Genomic DNA, 25,190 nt, shown 5'->3' with positions numbered 1-25,190 from the left:
TCCAAGCGCTGGGAAGGGGAACAAGCCGCGGGCTCCGCGGGGCGGCCGGGCTTGATGACAATCGTTTTCATTAAAACGGGTACGCGCCGAGTCTCGACGGCGGCGCCCCGGCGCGTCAACCATGCGTCCTCCGATCGGGTGGCGGCCCCGCTACCATCCCCGCAGCCTGCGCGCACGGCTTCTGCGAAGCCTGGAGCGCGCATTGCGCGTGGGCCCAATCGGTAGAGTCCCTGAAATGGACACCCGCTCCCCGATCCGGCGCCTGGCCGCCGTCCCGAACGCCGCCGAGGCCGCGGAGACCGCCCGCGAGGCGGTGGACCGCGTGCGCAAGCACAAGGTCCTGCGCAGCCAGTCGGCTCGCGTCACCGCCGAGTCGCAGCTGCGCGGCGCCCGGGCTTCAGCCGCACTGGGCTCGCTGAGCGAGGCGGGCACGGACTGGCCGCTGGAGGAGGTCCGCCGGCGGACCGACCTCGGCGACGAGGACGGCTCCGGCCAGCTGCGCGGGGCGCTGCGGATCTCCGGCGAGCTGGGCACGCTCGCGCCGGTGTGGAAGCGGTCCCCGATCCAGGCGCTGTCCCGGATGCACCTGCTCGCCGCCGCGGGACACCTGGAGCAGGACCGAGTCGGCCGCCCGCGCGACCCCGAGGCCGCGGCCGTGCTCACCACCCTGGCGAACGACCTGCGCGATCCGGCCTCCGCCGACGTGCCGGCCGTGGTGGCCGCGGCGGCGGTGCACGCCGAGCTGCTGGTGAGCGAGCCGTTCGGCTGGGGCGACGGCCTGCTGGCCCGGGCCGCGTCCCGGCTGATCCTGGCCGACCGCGGCCTGGACCCGCAGTCGCTGGCGGTGGTCGAGGCCGGGCACGTGGACCTCGGCGTCGAGGCGTATCTGGACGCCGCCCGCGGCTACGCGTCCGGCACGGAGGAAGGGCTGGCCGCCTGGCTCGCGCACTACGCGGAGGCGGTCGCGATGGGAGCGCGCGAGTCGCTGGCGGTGTGCGAAGCCATCATGCGCGGCTGAACAGCGGGACAGCCGGACAGCCGGACGCGTCATCGCGCCCCGCCGCCCGGCCGTCCGTGGCCTGATCCCCGTCAGCTCCTGGCCAGCGTGGTCCCGCCGTTCACATCCAGCACCACGCCGGTCGTGAAGCCGTTCCCGGCCAGGAAGAGCACCGCGTCGGCGATGTCCTGAGGCTGTCCGACGCGCCCCACCGGAGTGGCGGCGGCCTGCTGCTCCATGAACCCGTCGCGCTGCTCGCCCAGCGGATGCCACCAGGCGGTGTCGATCACGCCGGGGGAGACCGCGTTCACCCGGACCGGGGCCAGTTCCGCGGCCAGCGGGCGGACCGCGGCGTCCAGCGCGCCGTTGGCCGCCGCCAGGGCGGTGGTGCCGGGGAACGCCGCGCGCGAGCTGCCGGCGCCGATGAAGGTCACCGAGGCGTCCGGGGCGAGGTGCGGCAGCGCCGCCCTCAGGATCCTGAGCTGGGCGAACACCTTGCCCTCGAAGCCCTCGCGCAGGGCCTCGTCGGTGAGCTCGGCCAGCGTGCCCAGCCCCACCATGCCGCCGCTGACGGCGAGCACGAGGTGGTCGATCTTCGAACCCGCGGCCGCGAACAGCGCGTCCACGTCCTCCTGCCGCCGCGCGTCGGACTGGAAGACGCGCACCGGGTGGCCGATGCGCTCGGCCGCCGCGTCCAGGCGCTCCTTGGTGCGGCCGGTGATCAGGACGTCGGCGCCGCCGGCGGCGAACGCGCCGGCGATGGCCTCGCCGATCCCGTGGCTCGCGCCGATCACGTACACGGTCTTGCCGGTGAACTTCCCCTCGGTGGACATACCCGTCCCCTCCGTCGGATGACTCTTTGTCGAAACGATCCGTCTCGACAAGTATTGCCGAGACGACGCGTCTAGACAAATCCGTTAGGCTGCCGGGCATGGAGCGCCCGCACACCGGAAGACGCCGCAACGAGGCGGCCCGAGAGGCGATCATCGACGCCGCGATCGGCCTGCTGCAGGAGGTCGGCTACGAGGGCTTCACGATCGAGCGCCTGGCCCGCGACGCCGGCGTCGGCAAGCAGACGGTCTACCGCTGGTGGCCGTCGAAGGCCGCGGTGATCGCCGAGGCCGTGGCGACGCGGGCGCGGCACACCATCCCGCTGCCCGACACCGGCACGCTGGCCGCCGACCTGACGGAGTTCTTCAAGGCCACCTTTCAGCAGTCCGCGGACCCCAAGGTCCTCAGCGAGCTGAAGAGCATGATGGTCGCCTCGATCGAGAACCCCGACTCCGCGCGCCCCTTCTACGACTTCCTCGCCAGTCGCCGGGCGACGCTGAGGGTCCTGCTCGAACGGGGCGCGGCCCGGGACGAGGTCTCGGCCGAGGCCGACCTCGACTTCCTCACCGACCTGGCCTACGGCCTGCTCTGGTATCGCGGTCTGGTGGGCCACCGGCCGCTCGACGACGAGGCGGCGCATAAACTCGCCGGCGCACTTGTCGCGGCCGCCGCGGATTCGCCAAGGTAATCCCCTTTTGAAGCGTCGACAGAAAAGGTCAGCGGTGCCGCTGCGCAAGCGGCACCGCCGTTATGAATGACACCAAGAACGAGTTAACAAGCGTCTGTATGCCGTAGTCGCCTTCCAGGTCCTCGCGGTTTCTCTCCGTCTGCCTGGCTGGCTGGCCCCTTAAGGGGTCGGTCTTTGCGTGGGTTCCCGATTCGATGTCGAGGTCGAGCGGCCTTGTGCCAAACCATTCCTTCTCTTTGAGTTGGGAGGTCGCCGGGCCTTGCTTTCTTTCTACGACCGATCAAGGTCGGTGCCAAGTGCTACTGGCGGGTTTTTACTCGTTGTCGACCGAATGGGGGAACAATCGCGCCTCAAGGTTCCCAGCGGCCCCAGTCGTGGTCAGGTGTCCCGCCCAGAGCCGTCCTCCCGCCCGGATCCGGCCCTTGTGCACGGGTCTCGCTAGGGTGAAGTCATGCGCGCCATCACGATCGCAGAGCCGGGCGGACCGGAGCAGTTGGTGTGGGCGGAGGTGCCCGATCCGGTCGTGGCGGCCGGCGAGGTGCTGATCCAGGTCACCGCGACCGCGGTGAACCGGGCCGACATCCTGCAGCGCATGGGCTTCTACACGCCGCCGCCGGGTGCCTCGCCCTATCCGGGGCTGGAGTGCTCCGGGCGGGTCGTCGAGGTCGGTGCCGGGGTCGGCGGGTTCGTGCCCGGGGACGAGGTCGTGGCGCTGCTGGCCGGCGGCGGGTACGCCGAGCTCGTCGCGGTGCCCGCGGGGCAGGTCGCGCCGTTGCCGACGGGCATGAGCGCGCTGGATGCCGGCGGGCTGATGGAGACGGTGTGCACCGTCTGGTCGAACGTCTTCATGCTCGCCGGGCTCGAGGCCGGCCAGACGCTGCTGGTCCACGGCGGCTCCAGCGGCATCGGGACCACCGCGATCCAGCTCGCGCACGAGCTCGGCGCACGGGTGATCGTGACGGCCGGCAGCGCCGCGAAGCTGAAGGCCTGCCGCGAGCTCGGCGCCGACGTCGCGGTGAACTACCGGGACGAGGATTTCGTGGAGACGGTGGCCGAGGTCACCGACGGCCGCGGCGTGGACGTGATCCTGGACAACATGGGCGCCGCCTACCTGGACCGCAACGTCCAGGCGCTGGCGGTGGGTGGCAGGCTGGTGATCATCGGCCTGCAGGGCGGTGTCAAGGGCGAGGTGAACCTGAACACCCTGCTGCGCAAGCGGGCGAGTATCAGTGCAACCACACTGCGCGCCCGGCCGTCTGAAGAGAAAGCGCAGATCGTCGCGGCGGCGCGGGAGGCGGTGTGGCCGCTGATCGAGCAGGGCCGCTTCCGGGTCGTCGTCGACCGGGTGCTGCCGGTTGAGCAGGCAGACCAGGCGCACCGGGTGGTCGAGGAGAGCGGACACGTCGGCAAGGTCGTGCTGGACGTGGCGGCCGGACGCAGCAGCAGCTAATCGAGGGACGGATACATGACGGGATTGAACGGCGACATCTTCGGAGCCATGAACATGAGCCTGAACAACGACCCCGACCACGACGACGACATGGCCGGCCGGGTCATCGTGGTGCCCGCGGAGGTCGCCGGCGGCGCGCGCGGCGACGACGAGTCCGGCGAGAACCCGATGAACGTCGCCGAGATGGTCGAGCAGCCCGCCAAGGTGATGCGGATCGGCTCGATGATCAAGCAGCTGCTGGAGGAAGTGCGGGCCGCGCCTTTGGACGAGGCTTCCCGGGCCCGCCTGCGCGAGATCCACCGCTCCTCGATCGCGGAGCTGGAGAAGGGCCTGGCCCCCGAGCTCGTGGCCGAGCTGGAGCGGCTGTCGCTGCCCTTCGCCGAGGACGAGGTCCCCAGCGAGTCCGAGCTCCGGATCGCCCAGGCCCAGCTGGTCGGCTGGCTGGAGGGGCTGTTCCACGGCATCCAGACCGCCCTGTTCGCGCAGCAGATGGCCGCGCGGGCGCAGCTGGAGCAGATCCGGCGCGCGCTGCCGCCAGGATCCGTGCCGCCCAACATGGCGGCCGACGGTGAGCAGCCGGGGCGGATCAGCGGCGCGGGACCGTACCTGTAGCCGACGCGGCGCCTTCCAGGAAGGCGTCCAGGACCTTCGCGTAGTTCTCCGTCCACCACGGCACCAGTGCCGCGGTGGCGGGGAACAGCGAGTCCGCCCGGTGGTCGGCCTGGTGGTAGTGCCATGTCAGGATCCAGAAGTCGGTGAGGCGCTCCCACCAGACCCGACGTACGGAGTCGGAGAGCTCCCGCTCGGAGAACTCGGGGCGCGCCGCGGCGTAGCCCCCGATGAACGCACGCACCAGATCCAGGTCGAGCTGACCTGAGTACTCCCCGGTGAAGAACACCAAAGCGGTGCTCACCACCTCGTCCCCACACGGCGCGACGGCCGTCTTCTCCCAGTCCACGACCGCTGTCACCCGGCTTCCGGGCTCCAGGGCCGACCACATGACGTTCCCGGCGTGGAAGTCTCCGTGGATGTAGCCGACGGTCCCCACGGCGTCCGGTGCGGGCCGGAGGTGTGCGACCTCGGGAATGAGCGCTAAGCGCTCCCGTAATCGGTGCGCGGACAGCGAGTCCATCTCGTCCCGGCCAGGACCGGTCTCGACCACCGCGAGGAGCTGTTCGGCCTCGGCGACGGCACGGCGCTCGGAGGCGGTCGGGACGTACAGCGGCTGGGGCACCCGGGGAAGGACCCGCGCCAGGCCCGTGTGGATATCGGCGAGCAGGGCGCCCAAACGGTGCGCATCGATTTCCTGCATATGTCTGCCGTGGCGGTGCACGCCGTCGTTCCAGGGGAACACCGCAAAGGGGCGTCCCCTTACATATGCGACCGTACGGCCATGGGGATCCCTTAACGGGGCGACTGCGGGGAGACCCGCCGCCTGTAATCGGATCACGGTTTCGTGCTGCCAGCGCAGTGTTTGGGCTGCTGAGCGCCGTCGGCCGTAGGCGTCCGGGAGTCCGGAACCGATTCCTCGCCAGGGCAGATAGTGCTTTAGGAAGTAGAGCCGGTCTGTGGACGTAATCTGATAGGACCGGTTGAGAAGTCCGCAGTCCACAGGGCGGAAAGCGGTCGGCGCAGGCAGCCCGAACCGCAGAAACAGTGCCTGAAGTGGCCCTGATGTCCCGGGCATGCGCGCACTCTACATTGCGGATCATCCTTAACCTGCGCTTTATGTGCGCTGACTAGCCTCGAATGAACCAGTGGACATCCGGTGTGTCGTCCGTCAGGGCGACAAGACGCGACGGCGCTACAGCGCGGAGCGCGGGGAGGCGGACGGGCTATGGCGGCGAGCGCGAGAGGCAATCGTCGCGCGCCCAAACGCAGCAGCCGCTCCCCCTTGCGGGCTGCCGCCCTGTTCGTCATAAGCGCCGCGCTGGTCGTGGGCTCCGGTGTGGCGTTCGGCTACGCCACCCACCACTTCGGCAAGCATCAGAGCGCCGACGAGGCCGGCGTGGTCGCTCCCCCGACCGGGCCGCTGTCCGAGGCCAGTTCCGACTCCACAGCGACCACGGACAGCTCAGGCGGCACTGATTCCGCCCCGGTGAGCTCGCACCCGGTGGTCAAGGCCGGCGGGCCGGGCACGGTCACCGAGCTGAACGTGCCGTCGGCGGACAGCGACTGGAAGTCGCGGCCGGTCTTCGTCTACCGGCCCGACGTGCCGGCGAACGTCGTGCTGCCGGTGGTCTACCTGCTGCACGGGGTGCCCGGCGAGCCGGACCGCATCATGAGGTCCGTCAAGGACGTGCTGGACCAGGCGTTCACCACCGGCGGCGAGGCGCCGTTCATCGTGGCCGCGCCGACCGGGGAGGGCACCGCGCACAACGACACCGAGTGGGCCGACGCCCAGGACGGCAAGGACATGGTCGAGACCTACCTGGTCAGGAACGTGATCCCGGCGGTCGAGGGCAAGACGCCGCGCCCGGCGAGCATGCGCGCCATCGTGGGGTTCTCCATGGGCGGCTACGGCGCGGCCAACCTCACCCTGCGGCACCCGGACCTGTTCAGCCAGTTCGCCTCGCTGGCCGGGTACTTCCACGTCGACGACCCGGACGGGATGTTCGGCTCGGACAGCACCGTGGAGGCCGCCAACACCCCGGACGACATGGTCAAGAAGGCGGCCGGCAAGCGGGTGCTGCTGTTGGAGGACCAGGACGAGACCGACCCGCTGATCCAGGGTGAGGCATCGGAGTTCGCGCAGCGGCTGCACGACTGCAACTGCGGTGTGGACCTGTCCTGGCATCTGGAACCGGGCGGGCACACCTACGACTTCGTCACCGCGGTCTTCCCGAAGGTGATCAGCTTTCTGGACCAGGGCTTCACCGCGGCGCCCGGTGCGACGCCGACCCCTGCTCCGGCCGGGTGATGCTCCGGCGTTGTTTCACGTGAAACAACGCCGGAGCGTCCTCAGTCCTGCTTCTTCTGCTCGGCCGACGCTTCCTCGTCCAGCCCCAGCATCTGGCGCTCCTCCTTGCTGAGCCGCTCGGTGCCGGTGCGTTGGGAGGCCGGCGTCGTCTCGGCCGGAGTCTGCTCTTGCTGGATGGGGGCTGAGGGCTGAGCCGCACGGTTCTTGTTCGCCGGCGCCGTCGTCGTGATCGCCGGCGGTGCTGACGTGGTCGCCGGGGCCGCCGGGGCCGCGGTCGTGGTCGCGGCGGCGCCGTAGGCGGTCTGATCCGCGGTCCTCGCGGTGCCGGACCGCTCGGCCACCACGGTCTGCCTCGGCCGGCCGGTCATTATCAGGGCGCCGATGATCATCAGAAGCCCGCCGCCGAACGCGTAGGCCAGGCCGGTGCCGAGCCCGCGGTTGTTCGCGCCGGTGATGGTCAGCTCGCCGGCGGCCTGTCCCTGGCGGATCATCCACAGGATGGCGAAGCCGAACGCGACCACGCCGGCGCCGAGCACCAGCGCGCGCGAGCGCAGGACCACGCCGACGACGGCCACGATGGCCGTGACCAGGAAGACCAGGAACACCGAGTCCATGACTCCGGACCTTGAGACGGTGATCCCGGAACCGAAGACCTCGTAGAACTTGTAGTCGCTGCCGTGCCGGTTGTTGTACCAGGGCTTCCAGGGACTGACGAGCGTGGCCGCCGCGCCGATCAGGGCGATCAGGCTCCCAAGGACGTTCCTCATGGTGCAGGCTCCTTCCGCCGCCCCCTATGGCCGACGGTAGGACGGACACCGGTACCGTGCACCTTGACAGCCGGTTCGCACGGCCGTCCGGGCGCAGCGGTCGTCGGCCATTTTGTGCGGCATCCCGCCAGGTCAGACCGCACCTACGCATCAAAGTTGAGTGCGGTCCGCGCAACCTTTTGACTTCGAGCACCCTCACCATGCATCATTGAGCGAACTCGACTCAACCTGCCGCGGGCCTCCCCACCGCAACACCCAGCAGACACGTGGCAGCGACAACGAAACGTCTTCGCGGAGGAATCCCCATGGCACGTCCGGTCGGCATCGACCTCGGGACGACGAACTCCGTCGTCTGCGTCCTGGAAGGTGGCGAGCCCACCGTCATCACCAACGCCGAGGGCTCCCGGACGACGCCGTCCGTGGTGGCCTTCGCCAAGAACGGCGAGGTGCTGGTCGGCGAGGTCGCCAAGCGCCAGGCCGTCACGAACGTGGAGCGCACCATCCGGTCGGTCAAGCGCCACATGGGCACCGACTGGAAGATCAACGTCGACGACAAGGCGTTCACGCCGCAGCAGATCTCCGCGTTCATCCTGCAGAAGCTCAAGCGCGACGCCGAGTCCTACCTGTCCGAGAAGGTCACCGACGCGGTCATCACCGTCCCGGCCTACTTCTCCGACTCCGAGCGCCAGGCCACCAAGGAGGCCGGCGAGATCGCGGGCCTGAACGTCCTGCGCATCGTCAACGAGCCCACCGCCGCGGCCCTGGCCTACGGCCTGGACAAGGGCGAGGGCGACCAGACCATCCTGGTCTTCGACCTCGGCGGCGGCACCTTCGACGTCTCGCTGCTGGAAGTCGGCAAGGACGACGACGGCTTCTCCACCATCGAGGTGAAGGCCACCAACGGCGACAACCACCTGGGCGGCGACGACTGGGACAACGCGGTCGTGGAGTGGCTGGTCACCCAGTTCAAGAACGCGCACGGCGTGGACCTGTCCAAGGACAAGATGGCCATGCAGCGGCTGCGCGAGGCCGGTGAGAAGGCGAAGATCGAGCTGTCCAGCTCGACCGAGACCTCGATCAACCTGCCCTACATCACCGCCTCCGCCGAGGGCCCGCTGCACCTGGACGAGAAGCTCACCCGCTCGCAGTTCCAGCAGCTGACCGCGGACCTGCTGGACCGCTGCAAGACGCCGTTCCACCAGGTGATCAAGGACGCCGGCGTCTCGCTGAGCGCGATCGAGCACGTGGTGCTGGTCGGCGGTTCCACCCGCATGCCGGCCGTGGCCGACCTGGTCCGCGAGCTGACCGGCGGCAAGGAGCCGAACAAGGGCGTCAACCCGGACGAGGTCGTGGCCGTCGGCGCCGCGCTGCAGGCCGGTGTGCTGAAGGGCGAGGTCAAGGACGTCCTGCTGCTCGACGTCACCCCGCTGTCCCTGGGCATCGAGACCAAGGGCGGCATCATGACCAAGCTGATCGAGAAGAACACCACGATCCCGACCAAGCGCTCGGAGACCTTCACCACGGCCGAGGACAACCAGCCGTCGGTGCAGATCCAGGTCTACCAGGGCGAGCGCGAGATCGCGGCGTACAACAAGCGGCTGGGCATGTTCGAGCTGACCGGCCTGCCGCCGGCGCCGCGCGGCCTGCCGCAGATCGAGGTCACCTTCGACATCGACGCCAACGGCATCGTCAACGTCTCGGCCAAGGACCTGGGCACCGGCAAGGTGCAGTCGATGGTCATCACCGGCGGCTCGGCGCTGCCGAAGGACGAGATCGACCGCATGATGCGCGAGGCCGAGCAGTACGCCGACGAGGACCACAGCCGCCGCGAGGCCGCCGAGGTCCGCAACCAGGCCGAGTCCCTGGTCTACTCGACCGAGAAGTTCCTCAAGGACAACGAGGACAAGGTCCCCGGCGACGTGAAGTCCGAGGTCGAGGCCGCGATCGGCGAGACCAAGGAGGCCCTCAAGAGCGAGGACTCCACGGCCATCCGCTCCGCGTCGGAGAAGCTCGCGACCACCAGCCAGAAGCTCGGCGCCGCGCTGTACCAGCAGGCCCAGGCCTCCGGTGAGGCGGCGGGCGCGCCCGGCGGCGAGTCCGCCGGCGCCCCCGGCGGCGGTGCCGAGGACGACGTGGTGGACGCCGAGATCGTCGACGAGGGCAAGGGCGGCCAGGCCTGAGGCCTGCCGTCGCGGGTTCCCCCTGACGAGCGATGAAGCATGACGGCTAGACGGCGCCGCGCGGGACGCTGATCATCGATGATGGTCACGGCTCTGCGCGGCGCCGACCCCAGCGAGACTGAAGTCTTCCCGATGGTGGGGAAGCGGCGGGTTCAGGAGGACCTTTCGTGAGCGACGAGTACGCGGCCGAGCGGGAAGGCGAGGGCGAGCGCGCCAACCTCGCGGTGACCGAGCTGCTGGCCAAACTCGCCGAGCGGACCAACGAGCTGCAGGGCGTGCAGGCGGAGTTGGCCGAGCGCACCAACGACCTGCAGCGGCTGCAGGCCGAGTTCAGCAACTACAAGAAGCGGGTCGAGCGGGACCGCCAGGTGGTCAAGGAGACCGCCGTGGCCGGGGCGCTGTCCGAACTGCTCCCGGTGCTGGACGACATCGGCCGGGCGCGCGAGCACGGCGAACTGGAAGGCGGCTTCCGCCAGGTCGGCGAGGCGTTCGAAGCCGTGGTGGCTAAGCTGGGCCTGGCCCGGTTCGGCGCGGCCGGCGAGATCTTCGACCCGAACCTGCACGAGGCCCTGATGAGCACCACGTCCCCGGACGTGGACGAGGTGACCGTGGCGGTGCTGTTCCGCCCCGGCTACCGGATCGGCGAGCGCGTGGTCCGCGCGGCGCAGGTGCAGGTCGCCGAGCCCGGACCGGCTCCGGAGGCCGAGCCGGCCCCCGAGCCCGCGGCCAAGCCCAAGCCCGCCGCCCCGGCGGCCCGGGCCGCCAAGGGCACGGCCGCAGCGGCGACCGAGGACAAGCCGGCGGACACGCCGGTGGACGTCGACGACGACGACGATTCGGGGCTGTGAGAGCCCCGGGCCCGGCACAGTAGGCGACGCGTGAACGACATGGCACAACCCGGACGGGAGGCGTGGGTTTAGGTGGCCGTCAACAAGGACTACTACAAGATCCTCGGAGTCCCCAAGGACGCGCCGGCTGCCGACATCAAGAAGGCCTACCGGAAGCTGGCGCGCCAGTACCACCCCGACGCCAACAAGGGCGACGCGGCGTCCGAGGAGAAGTTCAAGGAGATCTCCGAGGCCTACGACGTCCTGTCGGACGACAAGCGGCGCAAGGAGTACGACGACTCGCGCTCGGTCTTCGGCAACGGCGGCTTCCGGCCCCCCGGCGGCGGCGCCCCCGGCGGGTTCAACTTCGACCTCGGCGACCTGCTCGGCGGTCTGTTCAACCGGACCGGCGGCCCGACCACCGGCACCGGTACCGGCACGGCCGGCCGGACCAGCCAGGCCCGGCGCGGCGCGGACGTGGAGTCGGAGGTGACGCTGAAGTTCAGCGACTCCATCGACGGCGCCACCGTCTCGCTGCGGCTGACCTCGGACACCCCGTGCTCGGCGTGTTCGGGCACCGGGGCCAAGGCCGGCACCACCCCGCGGGTGTGCCCGACCTGTGCGGGCACCGGCCAGGTGAGCCGGAACCAGGGCGGCTTCGCCTTCTCCGAACCCTGCCGGGACTGCAAGGGCCGCGGCCTGCTGGTCGACGACCCCTGTCCGGTGTGCCACGGCTCCGGCCGGGCCGCCAGCTCCCGCACGATCCAGGCCCGCATCCCGGCGGGCGTCCGCGACGGCCAGCGCATCCGGCTCAAGGGCAAGGGCGCCTCCGGTGAGCGCGGCGGCCCGGCCGGCGACCTGTATGTGGTGGTCCATGTGAGCCCGCACGCCGTTTTCGGACGCGAGGACGACAACCTGACCGTGACCGTGCCCGTCACCTTCCCGGAGGCGGTGCTCGGCGCGGAGATCCAGGTCCCGACGCTGGGCGGCATGCCGGTGACGGTGAAGCTGCCGGCCAACTCGCAGAACGGCCGGGTGCTGCGCGTGCGCGGCCGCGGCGTGGGGCGCAAGGACGGGACCAAGGGCGACCTGCTGGTGCGCTTCGAGATCGCGGTCCCGGCCGAGATCGGCGACGACGCGCGCGCGGCGTTGCAGAAGTTCCAGGAGGCGACCGGCAACCACCACCCCAGGGCGGAGTTGCTGGACGCCGCGAAGGGAGAGTGACGGCACCGTGGCTTCCAAGAATCCGTTCCTGCCGCTGACCGACGAAACTCCTGTCTACGTCATCTCCGTCGCCGCGCAGCTGGCCGGCATGCACCCGCAGACCCTGCGGCAGTACGACCGGCTCGGCATCGTGTGCCCGGAGCGCACCGGCGGCGGTGGCCGCCGGTACTCCGCGCGTGACATCGACACGCTGCGCGAGGTGCAGCGGCTGTCCCAGGACGAGGGCGTGAACCTGGCCGGGATCAAGCGGATCCGCGAGCTCGAGGAGCAGGTCGCGGCGCTGTCCCGGCGGGTCGCCGAACTCGAGGCCGTGACCCTGTACCCGACCGCCAAGAGCGCGGTCCCGGTCGCCTCGCCGGTGACGCCGCCGGCCTCGCCGCTGCCGCCGGCCCCGCCGGGCTACCGCGGCGACCTGCTGCCGGCCCTGCCGGCGACGTTCACCACGGCGCTGGCGGTCTGGAAGCCGCAGGCCAGGTGAACTTCTGAGCCCCGGTGGGGACCGGGCGCCGGACAACTGAATGTCGGGGGGCTGATCTCTTGGAGGATTCACTGTGGATTCGCAGAAGCTGACGACCAAGAGCCAGGAGGCCCTGAGCGTCGCGATCCGCGAGGCCACCCGCGCCGGCAACCCCCAGGTCGAGACGGTCCAGGTCCTGCTGGCCCTGCTCGGCCAGGTCGAGGGCACCACCCGGCCGCTGCTGGAGGCGGTCGGCGTGGACCGGGCCGCGCTCACGCAGGCGGTCGCGGCCGCCGCCGAGCGCCTGCCGTCGGCCAGCGGCTCGACGGTCTCGGCGCCCACCCTGGCCCGCAACACCCTGAACGCCCTCAATGCCGCCGGCGACGAGGCCCGCAAGCTCGACGACGAGTACGTCTCGACCGAGCACCTGCTCCTCGGCCTGGCGCTGGGCGACGACGCCACCGCCGATCTGCTCAAGAAGGCCGGGGCCACACCGCGGGCGCTGCGCGAGGCCTTCGGCAAGGTGCGCGGCTCGGCGCGGGTGACGTCGCAGGACCCGGAGGCCACGTATCAGGCCCTGGAGAAGTACGGCGTGGACCTGACCGCCTCGGCGCGGGACGGCAAGCTGGACCCGGTGATCGGCCGCGACGCCGAGATCCGCCGGGTGGTGCAGGTGCTCTCGCGCCGCACCAAGAACAACCCGGTGCTGATCGGCGAGCCCGGCGTCGGCAAGACCGCCGTGGTGGAGGGCCTGGCCCAGCGCATCATCGCCGGCGACGTGCCGGAGAGCCTGCGCGACAAGCGCCTGGTGTCCCTGGACCTGGGCGCGATGGTGGCCGGCGCGAAGTACCGCGGCGAGTTCGAGGAGCGCCTCAAGGCCGTCCTGGCCGACATCAAGGACTCCGAGGGCCAGGTCATCACCTTCATCGACGAGCTGCACACGGTGGTCGGCGCGGGCGCCACGGGCGACTCCTCGATGGATGCCGGCAACATGCTCAAGCCGATGCTGGCCCGCGGCGAGCTGCGGATGGTCGGCGCGACCACGCTGGACGAGTACCGCGAGCGCATCGAGAAGGACCCGGCGCTGGAGCGCCGCTTCCAGCAGGTGCTGGTCGACGAGCCGACGGTCGAGGACACCATCGCGATCCTGCGCGGCCTCAAGGGCCGCTACGAGGCGCACCACAAGGTGGCCATCTCCGACACCGCGCTGGTCGCCGCCGCCACGCTCTCGCACCGCTACATCACCTCCCGCTTCCTGCCGGACAAGGCCATCGACCTGATCGACGAGGCCGCCTCCCGGCTGCGCATGGAGATCGACTCCCGCCCGGTGGAGATCGACGAGCTCCAGCGCACCGTGGACCGGATGAAGATGGAGGAGCTGGCGCTGGCCAAGGAGCACGACCCGGCCTCGCGCGACCGGCTGGCCCGGCTGCGGCTGGACCTGGCCGACCGCCAGGAGCAGCTCAACGCCCTGAACGCGCGCTGGGAGCAGGAGAAGGGCGGCCTGAACCGGGTCGGCGAGCTGAAGCAGCGGCTGGACGCGATGAAGTCGCAGGTCGAGCTGGCGCAGCGGTCCGGCGACTTCGAGACCGCCTCCCGCCTGCTGTACGCCGAGATCCCGGCGGTCGAGGCCGAGTTGGAGACCGCGTCCACCACGGTGGATGAGGCCGAGGCCGTGGCCCCGATGGTGAAGGAGGAGGTCGGCCCGGACGACATCGCCGAGGTGGTCGGCGCCTGGACCGGCATCCCGGCCGGCCGGCTGCTCGAGGGCGAGACCGAGAAGCTGCTGCACATGGAGGAGCGGATCGGGGAGCGGCTGATCGGCCAGGCCGAGGCGGTGGCCGTGGTCTCCGACGCGGTGCGCCGCGCGCGGGCCGGTATCTCCGACCCGGACCGACCGACCGGCTCGTTCCTGTTCCTGGGCCCGACCGGCGTCGGCAAGACCGAGCTGGCCAAGGCGCTGGCGGACTTCCTGTTCGACGACGAGCACGCCATGGTGCGCATCGACATGTCGGAGTACTCCGAGAAGCACGCGGTGGCCCGGCTGGTCGGCGCCCCTCCCGGCTACGTCGGGTACGAGGAGGGCGGCCAGCTGACCGAGGCCGTCCGCCGCCGGCCCTACTCGGTGGTGCTGCTCGACGAGGTCGAGAAGGCGCACCCGGAGATCTTCGACGTGCTGCTGCAGGTCCTGGACGACGGCCGGCTCACCGACGGCCAGGGCCGCACGGTGGACTTCCGCAACACGATCCTGATCCTCACCTCGAACCTGGGGACCGCCAGCTTCGACCTCACGATCGACGAGGCGCTGGACCCGGCGCAGGCCCGGCTGGACCGGCGCCAGCGGGTGGAGACCGCGGTGCGGGCGGCCTTCAAGCCGGAGTTCCTGAACCGGCTCGACGCCCAGGTGATCTTCGACCCGCTCGGCACCACCGAGCTCGGCCGGATCGTCGGCATCCAGGTGGCCAAGCTGGCCGCGCGCCTGGCCGACCGGCGGCTGGCTCTGGAGGTCACGCCCGGCGCCCGCGACTGGCTGGCGATCGCCGGCTACGAGCCGGCCTTCGGAGCCCGTCCGCTGCGCCGCCTGGTGCAGTCCTCGATCGGCGACCCGCTGGCCCGCAAGCTGCTGGGCGGCGAGATCCGGGACGGCGACACGGTGCGGGTGGACGTGGACGTCGAGAACGACGCGCTGGTCATCAGCTCGCAGGCGTAATGGGGATGATCGATCGTCGGTGGGGCGTCTAGCGTGGTGTCCATGCCTGCCGCTCTGCCGACCGTCACCGCGACCCGGTACGTGACCCCGCTCCGTGAGGGCGGTTCGCTGCCCGGTCTGGTCGAGGCCTCGGACCTCGGGACGTACGTGGTGAAGTTCCGCTCGGCCGGCCAGGGCCGCAAGGCTCTGGTCGCCGAGGTGATCGCCGGGGAACTGGCCAGGGCTCTGGGCCTGCCGGTGCCGGCGTTGGCCGGGATCGAGCTGGACCCGGTGATCGGAGCCGCCGAGCCGGACCAGGAGATCCAGGAACTCCTTAAGGGGAGCAAGGGACTGAACCTCGGTATGGACTATCTGCCGGGTTCACTGGGATATGACCCCTTAGCGTTTCCCGTGGAGTCCGAACTGGCCAGTCGCATCGTGTGGTTCGACGCTTTGGTGCGGAACGTGGACCGTTCGTGGCGGAACCCGAATCTGTTGCTGTGGCATCGCCAGCTCTATCTGATCGACCACGGCGCCTCGCTGATCTTCCACCACAACTGGCCGGGAGCACAGAAGGGTGCCCTGGCTCCTTTCGACGCGGGTGACCACGTGCTCGCCTCCTATGCGAAGGACATGCCCGGCGCGGACGCCGCGCTGGCTCCGCTCGTCACCGAGGAACTGCTGCGGTCCGTGGTGGCGGTCGTGCCGGACGAGTGGCTGGCGGACGAGCCCGGATTCGAGTCCCCGGATGCGGTGCGCGAGGCGTACGTCAGCTATCTGTTGACGCGCGTCGTCGGGCCGCGCGAGTGGTTTCCACAGGTTGTGGACAGCTCCGCGCAGGAGGCCGCGCGGGCCCAGCAGAGCTCCGATCTCAAGGCGCGCCTCAAGGCGAAGCACCCGAACTGGATGCAGGGACGGGTGAAATGAGCGTTCAGCCTTACGAGTACTCGGTACTGCGCGCCGTTCCCCGTGTGGAGCGCGGGGAGTACGTGAACATCGGCGTGGTGCTCTACTGCCAGCAGCTCGACTTCCTCGGATGCGCGACGCAGCTGGACTCCGTGCGGGTGCGCGCACTGGATCCCACTGCGGACGTCGAGGGGATCGAGGCTCTGCTCAGCGCCGTCTCGAAGGTCTGCTGCGGCGGCCCGGAATCCGGCCCCGCCGGCCAGGACGCGCTGGGCCGGCGGTTCCGGTGGCTGATCGCGCCGCGGTCGACCGTGGTGCAGCCGGGACCGGTGCACACCGGGCTCACCGCCGATCCCGCGGCGGCCCTGGACCGACTGGCCGGATCAGTCCTCGGCTAACACCTTGGCCGCCGGCGGTGTCGCCGCCTGTGCGGCCGCGCCGCCCGGGCCGGTCAGCCGGGAGGAAGCCTCGACGCCGCGCTTCTCGATGTCCGCGAGCATCTCGCGGTCCGCTCGGATCGTGGCGCGGGCGTTGGCCTTCTCCACGATCGCCGGCAGCATCCCGTGGATGCGGCGCAGGTGGTTGACCCAGGAGGGAACGCAGATAACGCGGCTGCGCTTAGCGATTCCATCCGCGACCGCTTGGCCGACCTTCTCCAACGGATACACGCGGGACGCCGGCCCGGGCGCGCTCTTACGGAACTTGCCCAAGACTGGATGCGCGTCCGCACTTGTCACCAGATCCGTCTTGATCCAGGAGAAGTAGGCGACGCCCACATCCACGCCGAGGTGCTTCACTTCGGCGCGCAGGCTGTCGCCGAACGCTTCAGCGCCGGCCTTGGACGCCGTATAGGCGGCGAGCGCAGGGGGATGGATGAGCGCCGCCGCGGAGGAGACCACGAGGACGTAGCCCTTGTTCTTGATGACGTGCGGGAGCGCGGTGCGGACCGTCCGCCAGACACCGAGCAGGTTGATCTCGACGGTGCGCTCGAACGCCGCCGGGTCGATCGAGCGGATGAAGCCGGTCGGCGCGACACCGGCGTTGGCCACGACGACGTCGATGCCGCCGTAGTGGTCGACGATGCCGTCGATCGCCGCGCCGAGCTGCTCCCAGCTCGTCACGTCCGCGTCCCACGCGGTCGCGTCGGGGCCGCAGGACTCCGCGGTCTTGCGCAGTTCCTCGGGCTCCAGGCCGACCAGCGCGACCTTCGCCCCGCCGCGGGCCAGGCGGCGGGCCGCGTCCGCGCCGATCCCGCGCGCCGCACCGGTGATGACCACGACTTTTCCGCTGACGCCTTGCGGTCCCCAGGTTCCCATGAGCAAACCCTACCGCCGGTAACTTACTGATCGGTAGGGGTGGAGCGGCAGTTCAGCTGCCGACCTGCTGGCCGGCGGAGTTGAAGCACAGCGGCGGCGACGGCGCATAGGCGGATTTGCCGTACTGGTTGATCGCCTGGACCTGGATGCAGGAGGTGCTCCCCGCCGGAAGCATGTAGGAGGACGACGTCCCGTTGACCGGGACGTACTGATCGCCGCCGCCGTCGATGGTGTAGTGCAGGACGTAGCTGGTCGCCCCGGCGTCCGCGTTCCAGTACGCGTTGACGGTGGCCTCGCCGAACCAGGCCGGGATCTTGGCGCCGACGCCGGTGACGGAGCCGGGCGCGTTGTTGACCGGCTGCGGGGGCGGGGCCGCCGTCGTGTGCGTGGTCGAGGGGTGGGTCGCCGGGTGTGACGTCGACGAGGCCGGCGGTTTGTTCTGGCCGCCGTTCGCGGTGGTGCCCGGAACGGTGATCGTGACCGGCACGGAGTTGCCCTGAGCCGGAGTCGTGGCGCCGCTGCCCGGCTTCACCGGGGCGACAGGGGCGCTCGATGTCGGAGACGGCGTACTGCTGGAGGCCGGTTGCCCGCTGGCGCTGGAAGAGCCGGCGGTGGGCGGGAAGGCGCCGCCGCCGTTCTGGCTGCTGGACATCGTGCTGCCGGTGCGTGCGCGCTCCGCCGCCGTGTCTCCTTTTCCACCGCCGCCGCCGGTGCTCTCCACGACGGCGACGGCAGCCAGGATGAGCGCGCCGACTGTGGCCGCGGAGATCACGACGGCCCGCTTGTTCGTCCGCTTCGGCGTGAGGGCGACCGTCTGCAGGTCGGCTGCTTCGCTCGCGGTGAGCGGTAATCCCACGCCAAGCGGCGGTTGCTGCCAGGCGACTCCGGTGAGCGGCTGCCATGCGACGGCGCCGAGCGCGTCCTTGATCTGCTGTGGCGAAGGCCGGTCCGTGGGTTCCTTGGCGAGACAGCCCTCGATGACCCGGCGCAGTTCCGCGTCGCCTTCGGCGACGCCGGTGAGGTCCGGCTCGTTGTTGACGACGCGGTGCAGGATCGCCAGCGGTGCCCCGTCGCCGAAGGCCAGGCGTCCGGTCGCGGCGAAGACCAGGAGCGAGCCCAGTGCGAAGACGTCGGAAGGGCTCTCCACAGAGCGTCCGTCGGCTTGCTCAGGGGACATGTACGCCGGCGTGCCGAGCGTCTGGCCCGTGTTGGTCAGGAGCGAGGCGTCCAAGGCCCGGGCCACGCCGAAGTCGATGACCTTGGGGCCGTCCGGGCCGAGAAGGACGTTCGCGGGCTTGAGGTCGCGGTGGACGACCTCCGCGGCATGGATGGCGAGGAGGGCCTCGGCGATCGCCACGGCCAGGGCCCGAAGACGCTGGTTGTCGAAGCAGCCGCCTTGGTCCACCGTTTCCTGCAGTGTCGGGCCGGGCACGTACTCCGTCGCGAGCCACGGACGCCCGCTCTCCGTCTGCGCGTCGTAGATCTCCGCTATACGGGGACTGTGTATGCGCTCTGCTACCTGCAACTCCCGCGAGAAGCGCTTACGGAAGGCCGGGATGTCGGCCAGGTCGGAGCGGACCACCTTGACCGCGGCCTGTCGTCCGGCCGCGTCCGTTCCGAGGAACACCTGGCCCATTGCACCGGAGCCGAGCTGGGTGATGAGCAGGTACGGGCCGACGTGGTCGGTGGCTGCGGGCTCCCCTCTGTGTACGTTGCCGTTCATATTCAACGTCAAGCCTCCCCTGTACGGCGTCCCGGCCATTATGGGGCAGCAGGTCGACCCGGAGCGCCCCGGGCCTCAGCGCAGGCGGCGATCGTTGAGGACTGGCAACGCGCTACGCGTCTGGGCGACCAGTGCCGGATCGACGTCCACCCGCAGGACCTCTTCACCGGTACCCGCCTCGGCGACGACGTTCCCCCAGGGGTCGATGACCGCCGAACGTCCGCCGAGGGCCACGCCCCCGTTCGTCCCCACGCAGTTGGTGGCGAAGACGAACACCTGGTTCTCGATCGCGCGGGCCTTGAGGAGCACGCGCCAGTGCTCGATCCGCTTGGCGGGCCAGGCGGAGCACATCACCATGTGCTCCATGCCCTGATTCAGGAGGCGGCGGAACAGCTCCGGGAAGCGGAGGTCGTAGCACGTGGCCAGTCCCAGCGTTCCCCATGGGGAGGAGACGGTGACGATGTCCTTCCCGGGCCCCATCAGGGTCGCCTCGCCCTCGCTGAAGCCGAACCGGTGGATCTTCCGGTACTGCGCCTGCTTGCCGTCGGGTCCACGGAGAACCGAGGTGTTATAGAGAATCCCCTCAGGGGTGCGCTCCACGTAGGAACCGAAGTGCAGCCACATCTCAGGGCCCGAGCCCTCGTGCGTCCGCACCTTCTCCAAAGCGGCGATCGGCTTGCTGTCGGCAAGCGGGTCCGCGTGACTGCTCCAGCTCTTGTAGTCGAAGCCGCCCGCCACCCAGAGTTCGGGCAGGACGACCAGCTCCGCGCCGGTCTCCCGTTCGGCCTCGACCAGCTTCACCACACGGGTCCAGCGGTCCTCCGGCGCTTCCGCGTCGTCGACCGCGAGCTGCATGAGCGATACGCGCATACTGTCGATCGTGCCAGAGGCGCACCGGTTCTGAGAACCGGTGCGCCTCTGTATTGGTTCGCTATAGGGATCCCCGCGGGGGTCCTCTAACGAAATCAGCTCCAGGCCAGCGCCTTCAGCGGGTCGGCGAGAACCGCGCCGATGTCCCGCAGCACCTTCGACCCCAGCTCGCCGTCGACCAGGCGGTGGTCGAAGGACAGCGCGAGCGTGGTCACCAGGCGCGGCTTCACCTTGCCCTTGTGCATCCACGGCTGCTCCCGCACCGCGCCGAACGCCAGGATGGACGCCTCGCCGGGATTCAGGATCGGGGTGCCGGTGTCCACGCCGAACACGCCGACGTTGGTGATGGTCGCCGTGCTGCCGCTCATGTCCGCCAGCGAGGTCTTGCCCTCGCGCGCCACGTCGGTGAGGTTGTTGAGCGCACGGCCCAACTCCACCAGCGGCAGCAGGTCCGCGCCCTTGATGTTCGGCACGATCAGCCCGCGCGGCGTGGCCGCCGCGATGCCCAGGGTGACGTGGTCGAAGTAGACGATCTCGCCGTTCGCCTCGTCCCAGCGCGCGTTGATCTCCGGGTTCCGCGCCATCGCCACCAGGAACGCCTTGGCGACCAGCAGCAGCGGCGACACCCGCACGCCCTTGAAGTCCGGCATCTCCTTGAGGCGCTGCACGAACTTCATGGTCGGGGTGACGTCGACCGTCAGGAACTCGGTGACGTGCGGCGCGGTGAACGCCGACTGCACCATCGCCGCGGCGGTCGCCTTGCGCACGCCCTTGATCGGGACGCGGCGCTCGCCGTTGACGAAGGGGGCGGCGGCCGGAGCGGTGCCGTTCGCGGCCGGCGCGGTCTGCGTCTGTGCCGGCGTTCCGGAAGCCGCCGCGTGGACGTCCTCCCGGGTCACCGTGCCGTTGGCGCCGGTCGCGATCACCAGCGCCAGGTCCACGCCCAGGTCCTTGGCGAGCTTGCGGACCGGCGGCTTGGCCAGCGGCTTCGCGCCGATCGGCGGGGCCGGGGCGGAGGGTGCCGCCGGGGCTGCCGACGCGGCGGTCGGGACCGCCGGAGCGGCCGTCTCGAGCGCCGCGGACTGGCCGTAGTACGCCGGGGCCGGCAGGTCGTCGGCGACCGGCTCCTCGCGGACCGAGGCGCCCATGACGTCGGCCGCCGACGGCGTCGCCGCGGTCTTGCGCGGACGGCGGGTGGAGGCGCCCTGCTTCACGCCGTAGCCGACCAGGACCGGCTCGCGCTTCTCGGTCTTGTCGGCCGCCGGCGCGGCCTTCGCCTCGGCGGTGGCCGCGACGCCGGCGGTCATGTCGTCGCCGCCCGCGGCGCCGCCGGTGCCCGGCGTGCTCGGGTCGATGTCGATCCCGATGATCGGGGTGCCGACGTCGACCGTCGCGCCCTCCTCCACCAGCAGTTCGACGATCTTGCCGGCCCACGGCGAGGGCAGCTCGACGGCGGCCTTGGCGGTCTCGATCTCGACCAGGATCTGGTTGACCGTGACCAGGTCGCCGACCTTCACCGACCAGGCCAGGATCTCGGCCTCGGTCAGGCCCTCGCCGACGTCCGGGAGGTTGAATCTCTTGATCTCACCCATGGTGTGCTCCCGATCCCTCAGTACGCGAACGCGCGGTCGACGGCGTCCAGCACTCGGTCCAGGTCCGGCAGGAACTCCTCCTCGACCCGCGACGGCGGGTACGGGGTGTGCGGGGCGCCGACGCGCAGGACCGGTGCCTCCAGGGAGTAGAAGCACTTCTCGGTGACCTTCGCGGCGACCTCCGCGCCCATGCCCATGAAGACCGAGGCCTCGTGCACGGTGATCAGGCGGCCGGTCTTGCGCACCGAGGCGTACACCGGCTCCAGGTCCAGCGGGGACAGCGTCCGCAGGTCGATGACCTCCAGCGAGCGGCCCTCCTCCGCGGCCGCCGCGGCGGCCTCCAGGCAGGTCTTCACCATCGGGCCGTAGGCGACCAGCGTCGCGTCCGTCCCCTCGCGCACGACGCGGGAGGCGTACAGCGGGTACGGCGTCGCGGTCGGGTCCAGCTCGGCCTTGTCCCAGTAGCGGCGCTTGGGCTCGAAGAACACGACCGGGTCGTCGGAGGCGATGGCCTGCTGGATCATCCAGTAGGCGTCCACCGGGTTGGACGCGGCCACTACGCGCAGGCCGGCCGTCATGGCGAAGTACGCCTCGGGGGACTCCGAGTGGTGCTCGACCGCGCCGATGCCGCCGCCGAACGGGATGCGGATCACGATGGGCATGCTGACCTTGCCCAGGGCCCGGGCGCGCATCTTGGCGACCTGGGTGACGATCTGGTCGAAGGCCGGGTAGACGAACCCGTCGAACTGGATCTCCACCACCGGCCGGTAGCCGGACAGCGCCAGGCCCACTGCGGTGCCCACGATGCCGGACTCGGCCAGCGGGGTGTCGATGACCCGCGAGTCGCCGAAGTCCTTCTGCAGGCCGTCGGTGACGCGGAAGACGCCGCCGAGCTTGCCGATGTCCTCGCCCATGAGCAGGACCTTCGGGTCGTCCTCCAGGGCCCGGCGCAGGCCCAGGTTCAAGCCCTTGCCGAGGCTGATCTGCTGTGTCTTGGAAGTCGAGTCAGACATGTCAGTGAGCACCCTCGAAAGATTCCCAGTAAGCCCCGTACTCTGCGCGTTCCTCGTCCATCAGGGGGTGCGGCTCGGCGTAGACGTGGTCGAAGATCGAGATCGGCTTCGGGTCCGGCATGGACACGCAGCGCTCGCGGATGTCGGCCGCGACGGTGTCCGCCTCGGTGTCGACGTCCTTGAAGAACGCCTCGTCGGCGTACTTGTTCTTCTCCAGGAACGCCCGCATGCGCAGGATCGGGTCCTTGGCCTTCCACTCCTCCAACTCGTCGGAGTCGCGGTAGCGGGTCGGGTCGTCGGAGGTGGTGTGCGCGCCCATGCGGTAGGTGAAGGCCTCGACCAGCATCGGGCCGTTGCCGGTGCGGGCGCGCTCCAGGGCGGCCTTGGTGACCGCCAGGCATGCCAGGACGTCGTTGCCGTCCACGCGCACGCCCGGGAAGCCGAAGCCGGCGGCCCGCTGGTACAGCGGGACGCGGAACTGCCGCTCGTTGGGCTCGGAGATGGCCCACTGGTTGTTCTGGCAGAAGAACACCACCGGGGCGTTGTTCACGCTGGCGAAGACGAACGCCTCGTTGACGTCGCCCTGCGAGGACGCGCCGTCGCCGAAGTACGCGATCACGGCGGCCTCGCGGCCGTCGCGCTGCATGCCCATGGCGTAGCCGGTGGCGTGCAGTGTCTGGGAGCCGATCACGATCGTGTAGAGGGCGAAGTTCTTCTCGTTCGGGTCCCAGCCGCCGTTGTTCACGCCGCGGAACATCCCGAGCAGGTTCACCGGGTCCACGTCGCGGCACCAGGCCACGCCGTGCTCGCGGTAGGTGGGGAAGGCGAAGTCCTCGGCGGTCTGCGCGCGGCCGGAGCCGACCTGCGCGGCCTCCTGGCCCAGCAGCGGGGCCCACAGGCCCAGCTGGCCCTGGCGCTGAAGCGCCGTGCCTTCGGCGTCGATGCGGCGGACCAGGACCATGTCCCGGTACAGGCCGCGGTACTCCTCGGGCGTCAGGTCGATCGAGTAATCGGGGTGCTCGACCAGATCCCCTTCGGGGGTCAGCAGCTGCACGAGGTCCGGGCCCGCGGCCCCGGCCTTCTTCTTAGCAGCGGTCTTTCCACCCGCGCCCTTGCGTGAGGTCACCACTACATGTCTCCTCTACACGTAACTCAGACGGACGTACGGCGGGATCGCCGCCGCGGTCGGTGAGGTGCTGCGGCGGCCGTGGAGTTCGGGTCGGGGTGTGACGTGGATCCCCCTCGGCCGTGCAGAGGCCACGTTACAGTGCCGAATGCATGGGCGATGCCCCACGCCAAACACGCGAAAGCATGTGAGCGTGGCTATGTTGTAGATGTGCACGCTGATGCGGGGAAGTCGGACATGGCGGACTCGATCCGCGTCTTCCTCCTGGACGACCACGAACTGGTGCGGCGCGGCGTCGCCGAACTGCTCAGCGCCGAACCCGACATCGACGTGGCCGGTCAGGCCGGTTCCGTCGCGCAGGCCCTGGCCGCGGCCGAGGCCGCCCGGCCGGACGTCGCCCTGCTGGACGTGCGGCTTCCCGACGGCTCGGGGATCGAGGTCTGCCGCGAGCTCAAGTCGCGGATGCCCCACCTGGGCTGTCTGATGCTGACCTCGTTCTCGGACGACGAGGCGTTGTTCGGCGCGATCATGGCCGGGGCGGCCGGCTACGTGCTGAAGGACATCAGGGGCTCCGCGCTCGTCGACGCGGTCCGGACGGTGGCGCGCGGGGGCTCGTTGCTCGACCCGACCGCCACCGGGCGGTTGCTGAGCAGGCTGCGCGTGGGCATCGTGCCAGGGGAGGCCGACCGCGAGGCGGCGGCCTCCAAGCTGGCCTCGCTCACGACCTCCGAGAAGCGGATCCTGGAGCTGATCGCCGAGGGGCTGACCAACCGGCAGATCGGCGAGCGGCTGAACCTGGCCGAGAAGACGGTGAAGAACTACATCACCGGGATCCTGGCGAAGCTGGCCATGCAGCGGCGTACGCAGGCTGCGGCGTTCGCCGTGCGACATCTTCCTGGGCGTTCGCATTAGTAGCGGTTCGTTCTACTGCGGGTTCTCTATAGCGCGGGCTTCATGAGCATTCCCCGGAAGAGCTCGAGGAGACCTTCGCGGATCTCCTCGCGGGTCGGGACGGCGCGGCTGCCGGCGCCGGCGACCGAGTCGAACAGGATCCCTTCGCTGAAGGCGATGAACGTGCGGCCGGCGCGGTCGGGGTCGGCGGCGCCGAGGGCCGCCATGAGGCCGCGTGCGGGCTCGCGGAAGGTGACGCCCGCGTCGTCGTAGATGGCGCGCAGTTCCGGCCGCCTCGTCGCCTCCAGGGCGAGTTCGAAGCGGGCCAGCGCCTGGTCCCGGCGGAGCGTGAGCGTGTCGTGCAGCTGGGCGGCCACCAGGTCGGCGGCCGTCTCCGGGGTGAGCGTGTCCAGGGCCAGCAGGCCGCCGGGGTTCGCGGCGTCCTCGAAGACCTCGGCCTCCAGGCGGCACAGCCGGGCGAACGTCGTCTCCAGCAGGGCGCTGCGGGTCCGGGCGTGGTTGGAGGTGGACCCGGCGGGCAGACCGGCGGCCTCGTCGACCGCGCGATGGGTGAGGCCGCGCATTCCCCGTTCGGCGAGCAGGGCGATCGCGGTGTCTCCGATGAGGTCCGGACGGGAGGTCATGGACAGACCCTAGCAGTTGACGACTACGGATGTAGTGGCGTAGAACTACGTTTGTAGTTGAAACTACGGATGTAGTGAG

The 25,190-nt window shown here is 70.4% G+C and carries 23 protein-coding genes; 13 read left to right on the top strand and 10 right to left on the bottom strand.

The features are described from left to right. Window positions 1-235: 235 nt before the first annotated feature. Entirely contained in the window at window positions 236-1,018 is a 783-nt protein-coding gene (locus tag ABH926_RS08510; protein WP_370364844.1) for an oxidoreductase, read from the top strand. 71 nt (window positions 1,019-1,089) lie between these two features. Here the strand turns inward: ABH926_RS08510 and ABH926_RS08505 are convergent, their stop codons facing one another. Then, window positions 1,090-1,830 (bottom strand): SDR family oxidoreductase, encoded by a 741-nt coding sequence (locus ABH926_RS08505; protein ID WP_370364842.1) that lies wholly within the window; start codon window positions 1,828-1,830, stop codon window positions 1,090-1,092. A gap of 98 nt (window positions 1,831-1,928) precedes the next feature. Between ABH926_RS08505 and ABH926_RS08500 the strand changes: the two genes are divergently transcribed. The 3 genes from ABH926_RS08500 (at window position 1,929) to ABH926_RS08490 (ending at window position 4,578) form a co-directional block, all read left to right on the top strand. Next, complete coding sequence (locus ABH926_RS08500) at window positions 1,929-2,516, top strand: TetR/AcrR family transcriptional regulator (protein ID WP_370364841.1); 588 nt, start codon at window positions 1,929-1,931, stop codon at window positions 2,514-2,516. A 451-nt stretch (window positions 2,517-2,967) separates the two neighbouring features. Continuing rightward, window positions 2,968-3,966, top strand: a complete 999-nt coding sequence (locus tag ABH926_RS08495) for an NAD(P)H-quinone oxidoreductase (protein ID WP_370364840.1) — start codon at window positions 2,968-2,970, stop codon at window positions 3,964-3,966. Window positions 3,967-4,056: 90 nt separating this feature from the next. After that, entirely contained in the window at window positions 4,057-4,578 is a 522-nt protein-coding gene (locus tag ABH926_RS08490) for a bacterial proteasome activator family protein (protein WP_370365191.1), read from the top strand. Here the strand turns inward: ABH926_RS08490 and ABH926_RS08485 are convergent. Beyond that, window positions 4,553-5,653 (bottom strand): phosphotransferase enzyme family protein, encoded by a 1,101-nt coding sequence (locus ABH926_RS08485; protein ID WP_370364839.1) that lies wholly within the window; start codon window positions 5,651-5,653, stop codon window positions 4,553-4,555. The two genes, ABH926_RS08490 and ABH926_RS08485, sit on opposite strands and share 26 nt — an antisense overlap. 207 nt (window positions 5,654-5,860) lie before the next feature. Between ABH926_RS08485 and ABH926_RS08480 the strand changes: the two genes are divergently transcribed. Beyond that, window positions 5,861-6,886 carry an alpha/beta hydrolase gene (locus tag ABH926_RS08480; protein ID WP_370364838.1) on the top strand — a complete coding sequence of 342 codons (1,026 nt, stop codon included), beginning with the start codon at window positions 5,861-5,863 and terminating at the stop codon, window positions 6,884-6,886. Window positions 6,887-6,927: 41 nt separating this feature from the next. On the opposite strand, the gene ABH926_RS08475 is transcribed toward ABH926_RS08480, so the two are convergent. Beyond that, a complete protein-coding gene (locus ABH926_RS08475; protein WP_370364837.1) occupies window positions 6,928-7,653 on the bottom strand; it encodes a hypothetical protein in 726 nt (241 codons plus the stop codon). A gap of 305 nt (window positions 7,654-7,958) precedes the next feature. Between ABH926_RS08475 and dnaK the strand changes: the two genes are divergently transcribed. The 7 genes from dnaK to ABH926_RS08440 all read left to right on the top strand — a co-directional run bounded on the left by dnaK (window position 7,959) and on the right by ABH926_RS08440 (window position 16,334). Next, the gene (gene dnaK / locus ABH926_RS08470) at window positions 7,959-9,833 is read left to right on the top strand and encodes a molecular chaperone DnaK (RefSeq protein ID WP_370364836.1); all 1,875 of its coding nucleotides are present in this window, start codon (window positions 7,959-7,961) and stop codon (window positions 9,831-9,833) included. A 167-nt stretch (window positions 9,834-10,000) separates the two neighbouring features. Continuing rightward, window positions 10,001-10,681, top strand: coding sequence for a nucleotide exchange factor GrpE (grpE, locus tag ABH926_RS08465; RefSeq protein WP_370364834.1), 681 nt, complete (start codon window positions 10,001-10,003; stop codon window positions 10,679-10,681). A gap of 72 nt (window positions 10,682-10,753) precedes the next feature. After that, window positions 10,754-11,884: a molecular chaperone DnaJ gene (gene dnaJ / locus ABH926_RS08460; RefSeq protein ID WP_370364833.1), complete on the top strand. Its 1,131-nt coding sequence runs from the start codon at window positions 10,754-10,756 to the stop codon at window positions 11,882-11,884. A gap of 7 nt (window positions 11,885-11,891) precedes the next feature. Then, entirely contained in the window at window positions 11,892-12,362 is a 471-nt protein-coding gene (locus tag ABH926_RS08455) for a heat shock protein transcriptional repressor HspR (RefSeq protein ID WP_370364832.1), read from the top strand. Window positions 12,363-12,435: 73 nt separating this feature from the next. Beyond that, window positions 12,436-15,051, top strand: a complete 2,616-nt coding sequence (clpB, locus tag ABH926_RS08450) for an ATP-dependent chaperone ClpB (protein WP_370364831.1) — start codon at window positions 12,436-12,438, stop codon at window positions 15,049-15,051. 42 nt (window positions 15,052-15,093) lie between these two features. Beyond that, window positions 15,094-15,957, top strand: a complete 864-nt coding sequence (locus ABH926_RS08445) for a HipA family kinase (RefSeq protein WP_370364830.1) — start codon at window positions 15,094-15,096, stop codon at window positions 15,955-15,957. Further along, on the top strand, window positions 15,954-16,334 hold the full coding sequence (locus tag ABH926_RS08440) for a DUF3037 domain-containing protein (RefSeq protein ID WP_370364829.1): 381 nt from the start codon (window positions 15,954-15,956) through the stop codon (window positions 16,332-16,334). Before ABH926_RS08445 ends, ABH926_RS08440 begins: the two co-directional genes overlap by 4 nt. Here ABH926_RS08440 and ABH926_RS08435 read toward each other — a convergent pair. From ABH926_RS08435 to pdhA, 6 genes are all read right to left on the bottom strand, one after another. Continuing rightward, window positions 16,320-17,252, bottom strand: coding sequence for an SDR family oxidoreductase (locus ABH926_RS08435; protein ID WP_370364828.1), 933 nt, complete (start codon window positions 17,250-17,252; stop codon window positions 16,320-16,322). The genes ABH926_RS08440 and ABH926_RS08435 overlap by 15 nt on opposite strands. A 52-nt stretch (window positions 17,253-17,304) precedes the next feature. Then, a complete protein-coding gene (locus ABH926_RS08430; protein ID WP_370364827.1) occupies window positions 17,305-18,975 on the bottom strand; it encodes a serine/threonine protein kinase in 1,671 nt (556 codons plus the stop codon). Window positions 18,976-19,050: 75 nt separating this feature from the next. Then, a complete protein-coding gene (locus ABH926_RS08425) occupies window positions 19,051-19,845 on the bottom strand; it encodes a carbon-nitrogen family hydrolase (protein ID WP_370364826.1) in 795 nt (264 codons plus the stop codon). 95 nt (window positions 19,846-19,940) lie between these two features. After that, complete coding sequence (locus ABH926_RS08420) at window positions 19,941-21,437, bottom strand: dihydrolipoamide acetyltransferase family protein (protein WP_370364825.1); 1,497 nt, start codon at window positions 21,435-21,437, stop codon at window positions 19,941-19,943. Window positions 21,438-21,454: 17 nt separating this feature from the next. Next, window positions 21,455-22,450 carry an alpha-ketoacid dehydrogenase subunit beta gene (locus ABH926_RS08415; protein ID WP_370364824.1) on the bottom strand — a complete coding sequence of 332 codons (996 nt, stop codon included), beginning with the start codon at window positions 22,448-22,450 and terminating at the stop codon, window positions 21,455-21,457. Between the two features lies 1 nt (window position 22,451). Beyond that, a complete protein-coding gene (gene pdhA, locus ABH926_RS08410) occupies window positions 22,452-23,579 on the bottom strand; it encodes a pyruvate dehydrogenase (acetyl-transferring) E1 component subunit alpha (RefSeq protein ID WP_370364823.1) in 1,128 nt (375 codons plus the stop codon). Between the two features lie 234 nt (window positions 23,580-23,813). Here pdhA and ABH926_RS08405 point away from each other — a divergent pair, with 234 nt between their 5' ends. Further along, window positions 23,814-24,488, top strand: a complete 675-nt coding sequence (locus ABH926_RS08405) for a response regulator (protein ID WP_370364822.1) — start codon at window positions 23,814-23,816, stop codon at window positions 24,486-24,488. A 26-nt stretch (window positions 24,489-24,514) separates the two neighbouring features. Here ABH926_RS08405 and ABH926_RS08400 read toward each other — a convergent pair whose 3' ends face one another. Beyond that, window positions 24,515-25,111, bottom strand: a complete 597-nt coding sequence (locus ABH926_RS08400) for a TetR/AcrR family transcriptional regulator (protein WP_370364821.1) — start codon at window positions 25,109-25,111, stop codon at window positions 24,515-24,517. Window positions 25,112-25,190: the final 79 nt, after the last annotated feature.

The sequence above is a fragment of the Catenulispora sp. GP43 genome (assembly GCF_041260665.1).
Taxonomy (GTDB): domain Bacteria; phylum Actinomycetota; class Actinomycetes; order Streptomycetales; family Catenulisporaceae; genus Catenulispora.
Note: the sequence above shows the minus strand (reverse complement) of the source record. Positions and strands in the feature narration are given on the sequence as shown.

Excerpts from the sequence above, each read along its gene's own strand:
- ABH926_RS08510 (WP_370364844.1), top strand. The coding sequence starts at position 236 with ATGGACACCCGCTCCCCGATCCGGCGCCTGGCCGCCGTCCCGAACGCC.
- ABH926_RS08505 (WP_370364842.1), bottom strand. The coding sequence starts at position 1,830 with ATGTCCACCGAGGGGAAGTTCACCGGCAAGACCGTGTACGTGATCGGC.
- ABH926_RS08500 (WP_370364841.1), top strand. The coding sequence starts at position 1,929 with ATGGAGCGCCCGCACACCGGAAGACGCCGCAACGAGGCGGCCCGAGAG.
- ABH926_RS08495 (WP_370364840.1), top strand. The coding sequence starts at position 2,968 with ATGCGCGCCATCACGATCGCAGAGCCGGGCGGACCGGAGCAGTTGGTG.
- ABH926_RS08490 (WP_370365191.1), top strand. The coding sequence starts at position 4,057 with ATGGCCGGCCGGGTCATCGTGGTGCCCGCGGAGGTCGCCGGCGGCGCG.
- ABH926_RS08485 (WP_370364839.1), bottom strand. The coding sequence starts at position 5,653 with ATGCCCGGGACATCAGGGCCACTTCAGGCACTGTTTCTGCGGTTCGGG.
- ABH926_RS08475 (WP_370364837.1), bottom strand. The coding sequence starts at position 7,653 with ATGAGGAACGTCCTTGGGAGCCTGATCGCCCTGATCGGCGCGGCGGCC.
- dnaK (WP_370364836.1), top strand. The coding sequence starts at position 7,959 with ATGGCACGTCCGGTCGGCATCGACCTCGGGACGACGAACTCCGTCGTC.
- ABH926_RS08445 (WP_370364830.1), top strand. The coding sequence starts at position 15,094 with ATGCCTGCCGCTCTGCCGACCGTCACCGCGACCCGGTACGTGACCCCG.
- ABH926_RS08440 (WP_370364829.1), top strand. The coding sequence starts at position 15,954 with ATGAGCGTTCAGCCTTACGAGTACTCGGTACTGCGCGCCGTTCCCCGT.
- ABH926_RS08435 (WP_370364828.1), bottom strand. The coding sequence starts at position 17,252 with ATGGGAACCTGGGGACCGCAAGGCGTCAGCGGAAAAGTCGTGGTCATC.
- ABH926_RS08430 (WP_370364827.1), bottom strand. The coding sequence starts at position 18,975 with ATGAACGGCAACGTACACAGAGGGGAGCCCGCAGCCACCGACCACGTC.
- ABH926_RS08425 (WP_370364826.1), bottom strand. The coding sequence starts at position 19,845 with ATGCGCGTATCGCTCATGCAGCTCGCGGTCGACGACGCGGAAGCGCCG.
- ABH926_RS08420 (WP_370364825.1), bottom strand. The coding sequence starts at position 21,437 with ATGGGTGAGATCAAGAGATTCAACCTCCCGGACGTCGGCGAGGGCCTG.
- ABH926_RS08415 (WP_370364824.1), bottom strand. The coding sequence starts at position 22,450 with ATGTCTGACTCGACTTCCAAGACACAGCAGATCAGCCTCGGCAAGGGC.
- ABH926_RS08405 (WP_370364822.1), top strand. The coding sequence starts at position 23,814 with ATGGCGGACTCGATCCGCGTCTTCCTCCTGGACGACCACGAACTGGTG.
- ABH926_RS08400 (WP_370364821.1), bottom strand. The coding sequence starts at position 25,111 with ATGACCTCCCGTCCGGACCTCATCGGAGACACCGCGATCGCCCTGCTC.